The following is a 13,395-nucleotide window of genomic DNA, read 5'->3' as shown; positions in this document are numbered from 1 at the left end:
ACGTCGTTGACCATGCCCTCCAAGGCCTGCGAGGTCTGGTCCTGGATGACGTCGGTCAGCGGGCAGGCCGCCGAGGTCAGCGTCATGTCGATGACCACGTTGGAGTGGTCCTCGATGTGCAGGCCGTAGATCAGGCCCAGGTCGACGACGTTGATGCCGAGCTCGGGGTCGACGACGTCCTTCATCGCCTCCTCGACGTCCTCGATCTTCAGGCTCGCGCCCTCGACCGTGGACGTACGCATCCCCTGCCACTCAGGCGCCTCGTGACCGTGGCCATGGCCGTGGCCCGAGTGGTCATGACCGGAGTGGTCGTGACCCGCGTGGTCGTGTCCCGCGTGATTGTGCTCAGCGTGGTCGGTCTCAGTCATCAGTTCTCCTCAGCGACAGTCTTCGCGGCGGCGTCTTTCCAGGCCATCCACGACAGCAGCGCGCACTTGATCCGGGCGGGGAACTTGGCGACGCCGGCGAAGGCGATGCCGTCCTCCAGAATGTCCTCGTCGGGCTCCACCTGGCCCTTGCCCTGCATCAGCCGCAGGAACTCCTCGTGGATCACCATCGCCTCGTCCACCGTCTTGCCCACGACCAGGTCGTTGAGCACGGAGGCCGAGGCCTGCGAGATGGAGCAGCCGAGGGCGTCGTAGGAGATGTCCTCGATCTTGCCGCCGGCCACGTGGAGCCGCAGGGTGATCTCGTCACCGCAGGTCGGGTTGACGTGGTGAACCTCCGCCTCGAACGGGTCGCGAAGACCCTTTCCGTGCGGGTTCTTGTAATGGTCCAGGATGATCTCCTGGTACATGCTCTCGAGGTTCGCGGCAGTCATCACTTGTCCAACTTGAAGAACGTGCGTACGTATTCCAACCCCTCGACCAGCGCGTCGATCTCGGCGGGCGTGGTGTAGAGGTAGGACGACATCCGGTTGGAGGCCTGTACGCCGAACCGCTGGTGGGCGGGCTTGGCGCAGTGGTGCCCGGCGCGGATGGCGACGCCCTTGGAGTCGAGGACCTGGGCCACGTCGTGCGGGTGCACGCCGTCGAGCTCGAAGGAGATCGCTCCGCCGCGCTTGGCGGCGTCGGCCGGGCCGAGCACGGTCACACCAGGAACGGTCGCGAGGCGCTCCAGCGCGTAGGCCGTGATCGCCTGCTCGTGAGCGTGGACGTTCTCCATCCCGACGTGCATGAGGTATTCCAGTGCCGCACCGAGACCCACGGCCTCGGCGATCGGCGGGGTGCCGGCCTCGAACTTGTGCGGGATCGGCGCGTAGGTCGACTTCTCCATCGTGACCGTGGCGATCATCTCGCCGCCACCGAGGAACGGCGGCAGCGCCTCGAGCGCGGCACGCCGGCCCCACAGGACGCCGATGCCGGTCGGGCCGACGACCTTGTGGCCGGTGAAGGCGAGGAAGTCGGGACGCTCCTCCTCGGCCATGCCGGCCAGGTCGATCGGCAGCACCGGGGCGGCCTGCGCGGCGTCGACGACGACGAGCGCACCGACCTCGTGAGCCTTGCGGGCGATCTCGGCGATCGGGTTGATCGTGCCGAGCATGTTGGAGACCCAGGTCAGCGCGACGATCTTGGTCGCCGGCGTGATCAGCTCATCGATGTTCGACAGGTCGAGGTCACCGGAGTCGGTGAGCCCGAACCACTTCAACGTCGCACCCGCGCGCTGCGTGGCGAGCTGCCACGGAACGATGTTGGAGTGGTGCTCCATCTCGGTGGTCACGACCACGTCGCCCGCGGCCAGCGGCACGGTGTTGGCGACCAGGTTGAGCGCCTCGGAGGCGTTCTTGGTGAAGATCACCTCGTCGCGCTCGGGCGCGCCGAGGAAGCGCGCGACGGTGTCGCGCGCCCCCTCGAACGCCTCGGTGGCCTCGGCACCCAGGTGGTGCATCGCCCGGGCGATGTTGGCGTTGTGCCGCTCCAGGTGGTCGACCATGGTGTCGATCACGATCTGCGGCTTCTGCGAGGTGTTGGCGCTGTCGAGATAGACCAGCGGGGTCTCGCCGCCGTCGAAGGTGCGCTCCAGGATCGGGAAGTCCTTGCGGACCAGATCCAGGTCGGGCAGCAGACCCTTCATGTCAGACCCCTGCCGCGACGTACTTCTCGTAGCCGTTGGCCTCCAGCTCCTCGGCCAGGTCCGGGCCACCCGACTCCGCGATCCGGCCGGCCACGAAGACGTGCACGTGGTCAGGCTTGATGTAGCGCAGGATGCGGGTGTAGTGGGTGATCAGCAGGACGGACTTGCCATCGCGGGCGCGGAAGTCGTTGATCCCCTCGGAGACGACCTTGAGCGCGTCGATGTCGAGGCCGGAGTCGATCTCGTCGAGCAGCGCGAAAGCCGGGTCGAGGATGTCGAGCTGGGCGATCTCGTGGCGCTTCTTCTCGCCACCGGAGAAGCCCTCGTTGACCGAGCGCTGCGAGAAGGTCGGGTCCAGGTGCATCTTGTTCATCGCACCGTTGACGTCCTTGACCCACGTACGCAGCTTGGGGGCCTCGCCGTCCAGCGCCGTCTTCGCGGTGCGCAGGAAGTTGGCCACGCTCACGCCGGGGACCTCGACGGGGTACTGCATCGCGAGGAAGAGACCGGCCTTGGCGCGCTGGTCGACCGACATCTCCAGGACGTTCTCACCGTCGAGGGTGACGGTGCCGCCGGTGATGGTGTACTTCGGGTGGCCGGCGATCGAGTAGGCAAGCGTCGACTTGCCCGAGCCGTTGGGGCCCATGATCGCGTGGGTCTCGCCGGAGTTGATCGTCAGGGTCACGCCCTTGAGGATCTCCTTGGCACCGTCCTCGGTGCTCACCGAGACCGTGAGGTCCTTGATCTCAAGCGTGCTCATGCGATTGCGTCCTTCTCGATAAGAATGTTGATGTTTTTGGCGAGCTCGGCCTCGACCGTGCTGGTCAGCTTCTCCTCGAGCTCGGGGACACCGATCTGACGGATCAGGTCGTTGAAGAAGCCGTGCACGACCAGGCGCTTGGCCTCGGTCTCGGAGATGCCGCGGCTCTGCAGGTAGAAGAGCTGCTCGTCGTCGAACCGGCCGATCGCCGACGCGTGACCCGCGCCCTCGATCTCGCCGGTCTCGATCTCCAGGTTGGGCACGGAGTCGGCCCAGGCACCGTCGGTGAGGATGAGGTTGCGGTTCTCCTCGTACGTCTCGATGCCCTCGGCCTCCTTGCGGATCAGCACGTTGCCGATCCAGACCGCGTGGGCCTTCTCGCCCTGCAGCGCGCCCTTGTAGACCACGTGGGACTTGGTCTTCGGGGCGGTGTGGTCGACGAAGAGACGGTGCTCGATGTGCTGGCCGGCATCGGCGAAGTAGAGGCCGAGCGACTCCACGGAGCCGCCGGGGCCGGAGTACTCCGCCGAGAAGTCGTGGCGCACCACGTCGCCGCCGAAGCTCACCGAGACGTGCTTGAGGTTGGCGTCGCGGCCGACCTTGGCGTGCTGGGTGGAGAGGTGGACGGCGTCGTCGGCCCAGTCCTGGACGGAGACGACGGTGAGGTCGGCGCCGTCCTCGACGACGATCTCGATGTTGTCGGCCACGACGGCAGAGCCCTCGAAGACCAGCACGACGGTCGCCTTGGCGAACTTCTCCGCCACGATCACCGCGTGACCGGCGCCGGCGGTCTCCGAGCCGGTGCCGTGGTGGCGGATCACGGTCGCGCCCTCGACGACGGTGTCGGTCGGGATCCGCACGACGGTCGCGCCGGTGCTGGCCGCCCAGGCCCGCGCCGAGACGCGGTCGGTCGGGACCAGACCCGAGCTGCCGCGTACGGCATCATCGGCCGCCACGGTCTCGACGGTCACGCCGGAAGCCGCCTCGACCTCCACCTTGGTCGCACCGTCGGCGAACGGGGCGTCGTTGTGGATGCCCTTGAGGCGCTTGAGCGGGGTGAACCGCCAGATCTCCTCGCGACCCTTCGGCACCTCGTGCGCCTCGACGTCGAAAGAGCCTTCCGGGTGGAGGTGGGACTCGACCTTGTCGAGCTCCAGCGCCTCCTGCACAGCTGCGGTCATCAGCCGACCGCTCCTTCCATCTGCAGTTCGATCAGGCGGTTCAGCTCGAGGGCGTACTCCATCGGGAGCTCCTTCGCGATCGGCTCGACGAAGCCGCGCACGATCATCGCCATCGCCTCGTCCTCGGCCATGCCGCGGGACATCAGGTAGAACAGCTGGTCGTCGGAGACCTTCGAGACCGAGGCCTCGTGACCCATCGAGACGTCGTCCTCGCGGATGTCGACGTAGGGGTAGGTGTCCGAACGGGAGATCTGGTCGACCAGAAGCGCGTCGCAGAGCACGTTGGACTTCGAGCCGTGCGCGCCCTCGTTGATCTGGATCAGGCCGCGGTAGGACGTACGGCCACCGCCACGCGCAACGCTCTTCGACAGGATGGACGAGGAGGTGTTCGGGGCGGCGTGCACCATCTTGGCGCCCGCGTCCTGGTGCTGGCCCTCGCCGGCGAAGGCGATGGAGAGCGTCTCGCCCTTGGCGTGCTCACCCATCAGGTAGACCGCCGGGTACTTCATGGTCACCTTGGAGCCGATGTTGCCGTCGACCCACTCCATGGTCGCGCCCTCGTGGCAGACGGCGCGCTTGGTGACCAGGTTGTAGACGTTGTTCGACCAGTTCTGGATGGTCGTGTAGCGGCAGCGGCCGCCCTTCTTGACGATGATCTCCACCACGGCGCTGTGCAGCGAGTCCGAGGAGTAGATCGGGGCGGTGCAGCCCTCGACGTAGTGGACGTAGGCGTCCTCGTCGACGATGATCAGCGTCCGCTCGAACTGGCCCATGTTCTCCGTGTTGATACGGAAGTAGGCCTGCAGCGGGATCTCGACGTGCACGCCCTTCGGCACGTAGATGAACGATCCGCCGGACCACACGGAGGTGTTCAGCGAGGCGAACTTGTTGTCGCCGACCGGGATGACGGTGCCGAAGTACTCCCTGAAGAGCTCCTCGTGCTCCTTCAGCGCGGTGTCGGTGTCGACGAAGATGACGCCCTGCTCCTCCAGGTCCTCGCGGATCTGGTGGTAGACGACCTCGGACTCGTACTGGGCGGCGACGCCGGCGACCAGGCGCTGCTTCTCCGCCTCCGGGATGCCGAGCTTGTCGTACGTGTTCTTGATGTCCTCCGGCAGGTCCTCCCAGGACTCGGCCTGCTTCTCGGTGGACCGCACGAAGTACTTGATGTTGTCGAAGTCGATGCCCGACAGGTCGGAGCCCCAGGTCGGCATGGGCTTCTTGTCGAAGAGGCGCAGACCCTTCAGCCGCAGCTTCAGCATCCACTCCGGCTCGTTCTTCTTCGCGGAGATGTCGCGAACGACGGCCTCGGAGAGACCGCGCTGGGCGGTGGCGCCGGCCGCGTCCGAGTCGGCCCAGCCGTACTCGTACCGACCCAGGCCCTCGAGCTCGGGGTGGCTGATCTCGGTGGTCATGCGGGGTTCCTCCCGGCCGTGCGTGCAGATGCTGATGAAGAGGTGGTCTGTGGGGCGCTGTGCGGGATGAACGTGGTGCAGACGCCGTCACCATGCGCGATGGTGGCCAGACGCTGGACGTGCGTTCCCAAGAGGCGGGAGAAGATCTCCGTCTCCGCCTCGCACAGCTGGGGGTACTGCTCGGCGACGTGGGCTACCGGGCAGTGGTGCTGGCAGAGCTGCTCGCCGACCGGCGCGTGACGCGCAGTAGCAGCGTACCCGTCCGCGGTGAGCGCCTTGGCAAGGGCCTCGGTGCGCTCCGCGGGCTCCGCCGACTCGACGGCCTCGCGGTACGCCTCGGCCTGGGCCTCGATCCGGTCGCGGGCGAAGGCTGCGACGGCAGCCTCTCCGCCGGCGTTCTGCTCGATCCAGCGCAGCGCGTCGACGGCCAGCGTGTCGTAGGACTGGTCGAAGGCGTCCCGCCCGCAGTCGGTCAGTGCGAAGACCTTGGCGGGGCGGCCCCGGGTACGGGCGCCGTAGACGCGCTTCTCTCGTGCCTCGACCACGTTGTCCGCGACGAGGGAGTCCAGATGGCGGCGGACGGCCGCCTGGGTGAGGCGGAGCCGCTCCGCGAGGTCGGCGACGGTGGAGGGGCCGTGATCCAGGATGGACCGCGCGACTCGGTTGCGCGTGGATCGCTCACCGGTCGCGAGTTCCTCCGGAGCCTCGCCGACGTTTTTCACAACGCCATTGTTGCGTAATTATCCGAAGCCTGACAAGCGGCGTCCGGATGGGGGCACGGTGCCGTGCATCACTCAGGTAAGGCTTACCTGACCTGCGAAAACGATCTCCGGGACGGCCGACGGCCGCACCCGGGAGGGTGCGGCCGCGGTCGTCCCGGGCGAGGCGTCAGCCGGTCAGATCGGGGCGCTCCGTCACCCGCACCGAGCTGACCAGCGGCTTTCCGGCATTCGCGACGAACCGGAGATTGAGCTGTCCGTCCGTGACCTTCACCGTGAAGGTCCGGTCGTGCGCGGTGCGCACCCCCGCCTCCAGGGCGAGGTCCAGATTGGGCACGAACTGCGTGCCCTCCGCCATCACGTCGAAGACCCGGTCGGTCGGGCCCTTGGCGGCGAGCTCGGCGAAGCCCAGCTCGATCTGGTACGTGCCGGAGGGCAGGCCGTCGAAGCGGTACTCGTACATGCCCTGGCGGGCGGTCCGGTACAGCGTCGGGTCGGCGGCCCCGGCGATCTCACGGGTAGTGGACGGCGCGGTGGTGGCGCCCAGGTAGCCGTACGAGCCCGCGGCGTGCTTGCGGTCCGGCCCCCAGGCGTCGCCTAGCGCGTCCACGGACTCCTTGGCGGCGCCGGCGTCGATCGCGGTCCGGTAGGCCGGGACGACGAGCTTCACCGGGATGTCGATCACGGGCCTGCGCCCGCTGTCCGACTTCACCTGGAGGGCGCCGGTGAGCACGGTGCCCGGGGCCACGCCCGTCGTGTCGAAGGACAGGGTCACCTTCGCCCGGTCGTACGGGGACTCACCGGCGGGCTCCAGGCCGCCGGAGGCCGGGGAGGCCGTGATCCAGCTCTTCCCGTCCTTCTCCGCCACCGTGTACGCGGTGGCGACGCTGCCCGTGTTGGCCAGGTTCAGCGTCCGGGTGCGGCTGCCGCCCGCCGGGGCGATGACCGTGAGGGACTCCTGGTCGGCGGTGACCCGGCCGGTGCCGAGCGAGCCGTTCACGACGTAGATCTGGCCGTTCTGGGCCGTGATCATGCCGCGGTCGTTCCCGTAGTGCGGGGCGCTGAAGTCGACGTCGTAGTCGCGCCACTCGGCCGGCGCCTGGAGCAGATAGGTCCCGTCCGCGGCGGTGGACTCGGCCGGGCCCAGGCCGCCGCTGGTGGCGCTGACCTGGACGTTCCCGATCGGCTGCTCGTCGTTGGCGTCGGTCACCCGGCCGGTGACGACGGCGGTCTTCGTCTGCCGCAGGGAGATCACGGTCCCGTCGGCGAGCGTGCCCTCGTTGAAGGAGTACAGCAGCGCGTCCGTGCCGGTGTGGCTCTCCGCGCCGATCGTCGCGGACGAGCCGTTCTCCAGGCCCGTGCCGGAGACGTCCTTGTAGTGCAGGGACGCGGAGCCGTCCTCGCTCAGCACGGCGGCGAAGGAGATCCGCTCGCCGGTCGTCGAGCCGGCGATGAGCGCGTTGCGCCACTCGACGACGATCTTCCGGTGCGGGGCGATGCCGGTGGCGGCCCAGTACACGCCCGCCTCGGCGTCCACCGTCAGGTTGTCCCAGAACGGGTAGAGCGCTCCGTTCGGGGTGGACGCGGTCGGCAGGGTGGTGTTCGTGCTGGAGGTGGAGGAGGCGCCGAAGGAGAGCACGCCGTCCACCGAGGCCGTGGCCTGGCGGTAGGTCTTCCCGTAGAAGGGCACCGCGAACGGCAGCGCGAAGGTCGCCGTGCCGAAGGTGGTGCTGGAGTACGTCAGCTTCGTGGCGCCGGTCGGGAAATCTGCGCTGCCGGAGACCGCGCAGGCCGTGCCGAAGGTGTCGGTACGGGACGGGAGCGCGACGTCCCTGGCGGTGGCCCCGGCGACCTCGACCTGGACGGTGATCGCCGAGGCGCAGCGGTGCGCCGGGGCGACGTTGAGCTGGTACGTGCCGAGCGGCAGGCGCAGCGTGTAACGGCCGTCCGAGCCGGTCTTCCCGGTCACGGGCGTGCCCTGGGCGGTGAGCACCGCGCCGGCCTCCGGCCCGCCGGCGCCGGTCACCACGCCGGTGACATCGGCGGACGCGGCCTCGTCGAGGGCGAAGTCCTTGATCGCGGAGCCGTTCTCGGTGACGGTCACCGTCCCGGTGGCCGTGACATAGCCGAACTTGCTCACGCCGATCGTGTAGTCGCCGGCCATCAGCTTGGGCAGGGCGTAGCCGCCGTCCGCGCCGCTGGCAGCGGTGGCCTTCATCGGGCCGTCGAAGCGCAGGGTGGCGTCGGCGACCGGGGCGCCGGCGGCGGTGACCTTGCCGGCGACCGCGCCGAGCGGGCCGCGCGGGGCAGCCGAGACCGCCGCGAAGGCGTCGAGCCTGCCCTCGCCGAAGACGTTGTTGTCGGCCGCGGAGCCGCCGCACGTGGTGGCGTCGACGTCCAGGGCGGTGGAGTCGAGCAGCTTCTCGGTCTGTGTCACATCGCCCCGGATCGCCGGCGAGGCGGACCACATCAGGGCGACGGTGGCGGCGGTGTGCGGGGAGGCCATCGAGGTGCCGGAGATCGCGTTGTAGCCGCCGTTGTTCCAGGACGCGCGGACGTTGACACCGGGCGCGGCCAGGTTCGGCTTGATCCCGCCGGCCTCGCCGGAGCCGCGCGAGGAGAACGAGGCGATGGCGTTGTTGATGTCGAATGCGCCCGTGGCGTAGCTGTTCGCATACGCGCCCGGGGAACCCGCGGTGTTGCAGCCGGGGCCGCTGTTGCCGTTGGAGAACGCGGGGAAGATCCCGGCGTCCCGCCAGGCCTGGACCGTGGCCTTGTACCAGGTGTCCAGGACGCCGCTGCCCCAGGAGTTGTTCACCACGTCGGGGGCGAGCTCGGGACGCGGGTTCTGCCCGTTCGCGTCGGTGGGGGCGACCATCCACTCGCCGGAGCGCAGCAGCGAGTCGCGGGAGCAGGAGCTGGACTCGCAGCCCTTGGCGGCGATCCAGCGCGCGCCGGGCGCGACGCCGATGCGGTTCCCCGCGCCGTCGTCGCCGACCATCGTGCCCATGGTGTGCGTGCCGTGGCCGTTGTTGTCGCAGGGCGCGGTCGTGGAGCAGACCTTGGCCGGGTCGAACCAGTTGTACGCGTGGTCGTACGTGCCGTCCGCCCTCAGGCCCCGGTAGGCGGCCTTGATCGCCGGGTGGTCGTACTGCACGCCCGAGTCGATGGTGGCGACGGTGACGCCCTCGCCGCGCACGCCCAGGTCGGACCAGACCCGCGGGGCCCCGATCCGGTCGACGTTCCACTCGACGGCGTCGGTGCGCGGCTCGGCCTGGCCGGGCAGCGGATCGGGCAGGTCGACGGGGTCGTCGGCCTCGATCCCGGCGACCTCGGGGCGGGCGGCGATCTTCTCGGCGAGCGCCTTGTCGCCGGTGACCTTGAGGGTGTTGGCGATCCAGAAGGACTCGTACGAGCCCCCCGCCTGCTTCACCAGCGCCCGTACGCCCGCCTGGCTCTTCTCCGCGTGCGCGGTCTTGGCGGCGCGCAGGGCGCGGGCCTTCGCGGCCTTGCCGGGGGCGCGGCGGGCGGTGGCGGTGTCGGCCTCCTCGGCGAGGGTGACCCAGAAGGTCGCCTTCTCGTCGCCGGTCAGCTCGCGCACGAGCGAGGCGTCGGTCTTCTGCCGGTAGGCGGAGGGCTGCCGCGCGTCCGGGTCCTGGGCCTGAGCGGGGGTGGCGCTCAGGGCGAGGGGAAGGGCGACGAGGGCGGCGGTCAGTGCGGCGAACGATCTTGTGCGTATCGGTCTGGGCAGGGCTCTGCGGCGTAAGGCCACGGACACTCCTTCACGAGTGGTGCGCCGATCGGTACGTACCGTCCGTCGATCGTGAAGGAATTGGCAGGTGCATGTGAAGGAACTCATCGACAAGTTCCGGCCATTCCTGCCCCGTAGGCCCCAGGGTTCTCCCCGGCGGCCAGGCTTCCGCGGCGGCTCTCTAGACTTCCCCGCATGAAGAACGAGTCCGTCGTACAGGTCCGCGGCCTGGTGAAGCGGTACGGGACCAAGACCGCAGTCGACGGCCTCGACCTCGACGTGCGGGCCGGCACGGTCACCGCCGTCCTCGGCCCCAACGGCGCCGGCAAGACCACCACGATCGAGACCTGCGAGGGCTACCGCAGGCCCGACGCGGGCGACGTCCGCGTCCTCGGCCTCGACCCGGTGGCCCAGAACGAGGCGCTGCGGCCCCGGATCGGGGTGATGCTCCAGTCCGGCGGCGTCTACTCCGGCGCCCGCGCCGACGAGATGCTCCGCCACACGGCGAAACTGCACGCCCACCCGCTCGACGTGGACGCCCTGATCGAGCGCCTCGGGCTCGGCTCCTGCGGTCGCACGACCTACCGGCGGCTCTCCGGCGGCCAGCAACAGCGGCTCGCGCTCGCGATGGCCGTCGTCGGCCGCCCCGAGCTGGTCTTCCTGGACGAGCCGACCGCCGGCCTCGACCCGCAGGCCCGCCGCGCTGCCTGGGACCTGGTCCGCGAGCTGCGCGCGGACGGCGTGACCGTCGTGCTCACCACCCACTTCATGGACGAGGCCGAGGAGCTCGCCGACGACGTCGCGATCATCGACGCCGGCCGGGTCGCCGCCCAAGGCAGCCCCGAGCAACTGTGCCGCGGCGGCGCCGAGAACACCCTGCGCTTCACCGGCCGCCCCGGCCTCGACCTCGGCTCCCTCCTCAAGGCGCTCCCGGACGGCTCCCAGGCCGCCGAGCCGACCCCCGGCGCGTACCGGATCACCGGCACCGTCGACCCCCAGCTGCTGGCCACCGTCGCCAGCTGGTGCGCCCAGCACGGCGTCATGGCGGACGGCATCTCGGTCGAGCGGCACACTCTCGAAGACGTCTTCCTCGAACTCACGGGCAAGGAGCTGCGCGGATGACCGCCGGTACGACCTCGGGCACGGGCGCTGGCACGGGCACGTACGCGCCGAAGCCCGGCGCGGCCCCCGTCGGGCGCATGATCGCCGCGCAGGCGGCGCTGGAGACCAAGATGCTCCTGCGCAACGGCGAGCAGCTGCTCCTGACGGTGATCATCCCCTCGCTGCTCCTGGTGCTCTTCTCCACCGTCGACATCGTCGACACCGGCGCGGGCAAGGCCGTGGACTTCCTGGCCCCGGGCGTCCTCGCCCTCGCCGTGATGTCCACCGCCTTCACCGGCCAGGCCATCGCGACCGGCTTCGAGCGCCGCTACGGCGTCCTCAAGCGGCTCGCCGCCTCCCCGCTCCCCCGCTGGGCGCTGATGACCGCCAAGACGCTCTCCGTCCTGGTCACCGAGATCCTCCAGGTCGCCCTGCTCACGGTCATCGCCCTGGCGCTCGGCTGGTCCCCGCAGGGCGACCCGCTCTCCGTCGCGCTGCTGCTGGTCCTCGGCACCGCCGCGTTCTCCGGCCTCGGGCTGCTGATGGCCGGAACGCTGCGCGCCGAGGCCACCCTGGCCGCCGCGAACCTGGTCTTCCTGCTGCTCCTGGTCGGCGGCGGCGTGATCGTGCCGCTGGACCGGTTCCCCGAGGCCGCCCGCGCGGTCCTGGAGCTGCTGCCGATCTCGGCGCTCTCGGACGGCCTGCGCGACGTGCTCCAGGGCGGCGCGGCCATGCCGTGGGGCGCGGCGGGGATCCTGGCGGCCTGGGCCGTCCTCGGCCTCGGCGCGGCGGCGAAGTTCTTCCGCTGGGAGTGACGCGGAGCTTCCAGGGTGTGACGTTCCGGGACAACCCGCCGCGTAACCCACCCCTAGTGAAAGCGTGCACAAGCCCCGTCCTACGATAGGGCCCGTGCAGACCCCCCTCGCCTACATCGCCCAGCGCTGGACGCCGTCCCCCCGGACGCTCCGGCGCGCCGTGCTCTCCGCCGTCGTGATGAGCGTGGTCATCATCGTCACGGGCGGCGCGGTCCGCCTGACCGGCTCCGGTCTCGGCTGCGACACCTGGCCCAAGTGCACGGACGACAGCCTCATCGTGACGCCCGAGCAGGGCTACCGCGGCGCGATCGAGTTCGGCAACCGGATGCTGACGTACGTCCTGTCGGCCGCGGTCGGCTGGGCGATCATCGCCGCGCGCGCCACCAAGCCGTGGCGGCGCGGGCTGACCCGGCTGGGCTGGCTGCAGTTCTGGCTGGTGATGAGCAACGCCGTGATCGGCGGCATCACCGTGTGGGCGGGGCTCAACCCGTGGACCGTGGCCGGCCACTTCCTGGCCGCCAACGCGCTTCTGACGGTCGCCGTGATCACCTGGCAGCGCACCCGCGAGGGCGACACCACGCCCCGGCCGCGCGTCCCGAAGCCGGTCCGCAAGCTGGGTTGGGCGATCACGATCGTCTCGGCGCTGCTGATCGTGCTCGGCACGACGGTGACCGGCTCGGGCAAGCACGCCGGCGACAACAGCGCCGTACCGCGCATGCCGTGGGACTGGACCGACGCCGCCCACCTGCACGCGATCGCCGCCTGGGTGGTCTGCGCCCTCGCCGTCGCGATGTGGCTGGTCCTGCGCGTGGTGGACGCCCCGGACGACACCCGCGCCCGCGCCCGGGACCTGCTCCTGGTGCTGCTCGCGCAGGGCGGGATCGGCTATGTCCAGTACTTCACCGGGGTCCCGGAGATCCTCGTGGGCCTGCACATGCTGGGCTCCGCGCTGATGTGGATCGCCGTGCTGCGCCTCGCGCTGAGCCTGCGCGAGCGTGCGGTGACCGCCCCGGAGATCCCGGCGCAGACGGACCCGGCGCTCACGGCCGCGTGAGCCGGGCCGCTCACTCCAGCCCGTAGATCCTCCGCGCCGTCCCCGAGGCGATCATCGCGGCGACGCGCTGGGCGTCCCGGAGCGACCACGCCCCGTCCCCGACCCAGTCGCCGAGCACCCGCCCGAGCGCGCTGCGGAACGCGGACGCGGCCACCACGTGCAGCTCCGGCAGCCCGTGCGCGCCGCTGGAGAACAGCAGCTTGCCGAACGGCGCCAGCTCCAGGGTCTCCGCCAGGACGGCCGCGGCCCGCGCGCCGGTCTGCGCGAGCACCGGGCCCAGATCGGCGTACACGTGCGGGAACACGCTCGTCAGATGCGCCGCCTGCCGGTGGTACGGGTAGCCGTGCAGCAGCACCAGGTCCGTGCCGAGCCCCGTGGTCGCCGCCGCGAAGTCGGCGAGCCGCATCGGGTCCTCGACGCCCACCTGGAGCTGGAGCGGCCGCCCCGAGGCGACGGCGATCCACAGCAGGTGGCGCAGCAGGACGGGGTCGGTGAGCCGGTCGCCGACCCGGCGGCGGGCCAGCCA

General features: G+C 70.3%; 12 protein-coding genes. 3 read left to right on the top strand and 9 right to left on the bottom strand.

All coding sequences use genetic code 11. The features are described 5' to 3' along the window. The 8 genes from VIU94_RS02745 to VIU94_RS02710 all read right to left on the bottom strand — a co-directional run. Positions 1–242: metal-sulfur cluster assembly factor (locus VIU94_RS02745; protein ID WP_331907110.1), on the bottom strand; the 242-nt coding region annotated here is incomplete at its 3' end. A gap of 125 nt (positions 243–367) precedes the next feature. Next, complete coding sequence (sufU, locus tag VIU94_RS02740) at positions 368–820, bottom strand: Fe-S cluster assembly sulfur transfer protein SufU (RefSeq protein ID WP_331907108.1); 453 nt, start codon at positions 818–820, stop codon at positions 368–370. After that, the gene (locus VIU94_RS02735; RefSeq protein WP_331907104.1) at positions 820–2,073 is read right to left on the bottom strand and encodes a cysteine desulfurase; all 1,254 of its coding nucleotides are present in this window, start codon (positions 2,071–2,073) and stop codon (positions 820–822) included. Before VIU94_RS02735 ends, sufU begins: the two co-directional genes overlap by 1 nt. Position 2,074: 1 nt before the next feature. After that, positions 2,075–2,833, bottom strand: a complete 759-nt coding sequence (gene sufC, locus VIU94_RS02730; RefSeq protein WP_331907102.1) for a Fe-S cluster assembly ATPase SufC — start codon at positions 2,831–2,833, stop codon at positions 2,075–2,077. Continuing rightward, positions 2,830–4,014 carry a Fe-S cluster assembly protein SufD gene (sufD, locus tag VIU94_RS02725; RefSeq protein ID WP_331907100.1) on the bottom strand — a complete coding sequence of 395 codons (1,185 nt, stop codon included), beginning with the start codon at positions 4,012–4,014 and terminating at the stop codon, positions 2,830–2,832. The genes sufC and sufD overlap by 4 nt, the downstream gene beginning before the upstream one ends. Further along, entirely contained in the window at positions 4,014–5,429 is a 1,416-nt protein-coding gene (gene sufB / locus VIU94_RS02720; RefSeq protein WP_331907098.1) for a Fe-S cluster assembly protein SufB, read from the bottom strand. The genes sufD and sufB overlap by 1 nt, the downstream gene beginning before the upstream one ends. Further along, positions 5,426–6,151 (bottom strand): helix-turn-helix transcriptional regulator, encoded by a 726-nt coding sequence (locus VIU94_RS02715; protein WP_331907096.1) that lies wholly within the window; start codon positions 6,149–6,151, stop codon positions 5,426–5,428. Before VIU94_RS02715 ends, sufB begins: the two co-directional genes overlap by 4 nt. 166 nt (positions 6,152–6,317) lie before the next feature. Then, a complete protein-coding gene (locus VIU94_RS02710) occupies positions 6,318–9,920 on the bottom strand; it encodes a S8 family serine peptidase (protein ID WP_331907094.1) in 3,603 nt (1,200 codons plus the stop codon). A gap of 174 nt (positions 9,921–10,094) precedes the next feature. Here VIU94_RS02710 and VIU94_RS02705 point away from each other — a divergent pair, with 174 nt between their 5' ends. The 3 genes from VIU94_RS02705 to VIU94_RS02695 all read left to right on the top strand — a co-directional run bounded on the left by VIU94_RS02705 (position 10,095) and on the right by VIU94_RS02695 (position 12,869). Next, on the top strand, positions 10,095–11,021 hold the full coding sequence (locus tag VIU94_RS02705; RefSeq protein WP_331907092.1) for an ABC transporter ATP-binding protein: 927 nt from the start codon (positions 10,095–10,097) through the stop codon (positions 11,019–11,021). Next, positions 11,018–11,815 carry an ABC transporter permease gene (locus VIU94_RS02700; protein WP_331907090.1) on the top strand — a complete coding sequence of 266 codons (798 nt, stop codon included), beginning with the start codon at positions 11,018–11,020 and terminating at the stop codon, positions 11,813–11,815. The genes VIU94_RS02705 and VIU94_RS02700 overlap by 4 nt, the downstream gene beginning before the upstream one ends. Positions 11,816–11,900: 85 nt before the next feature. Beyond that, positions 11,901–12,869 carry a COX15/CtaA family protein gene (locus tag VIU94_RS02695; protein WP_414720873.1) on the top strand — a complete coding sequence of 323 codons (969 nt, stop codon included), beginning with the start codon at positions 11,901–11,903 and terminating at the stop codon, positions 12,867–12,869. 10 nt (positions 12,870–12,879) lie between these two features. Here VIU94_RS02695 and VIU94_RS02690 read toward each other — a convergent pair. Next, positions 12,880–13,395: amidohydrolase family protein (locus tag VIU94_RS02690; protein WP_331907086.1), on the bottom strand; the 516-nt coding region annotated here is incomplete at its 5' end.

Origin of the sequence: Streptomyces sp., from assembly GCF_036566765.1 — a bacterium.
Taxonomy (GTDB): domain Bacteria; phylum Actinomycetota; class Actinomycetes; order Streptomycetales; family Streptomycetaceae; genus Streptomyces.
Note: the sequence above shows the minus strand (reverse complement) of the source record. Positions and strands in the feature narration are given on the sequence as shown.

Coding starts and splice junctions, on each gene's coding strand:
- sufU (WP_331907108.1), bottom strand. CDS start 820: ATGACTGCCGCGAACCTCGAGAGCATGTACCAGGAGATCATCCTGGAC.
- VIU94_RS02735 (WP_331907104.1), bottom strand. CDS start 2,073: ATGAAGGGTCTGCTGCCCGACCTGGATCTGGTCCGCAAGGACTTCCCG.
- sufC (WP_331907102.1), bottom strand. CDS start 2,833: ATGAGCACGCTTGAGATCAAGGACCTCACGGTCTCGGTGAGCACCGAG.
- sufD (WP_331907100.1), bottom strand. CDS start 4,014: ATGACCGCAGCTGTGCAGGAGGCGCTGGAGCTCGACAAGGTCGAGTCC.
- sufB (WP_331907098.1), bottom strand. CDS start 5,429: ATGACCACCGAGATCAGCCACCCCGAGCTCGAGGGCCTGGGTCGGTAC.
- VIU94_RS02705 (WP_331907092.1), top strand. CDS start 10,095: ATGAAGAACGAGTCCGTCGTACAGGTCCGCGGCCTGGTGAAGCGGTAC.
- VIU94_RS02700 (WP_331907090.1), top strand. CDS start 11,018: ATGACCGCCGGTACGACCTCGGGCACGGGCGCTGGCACGGGCACGTAC.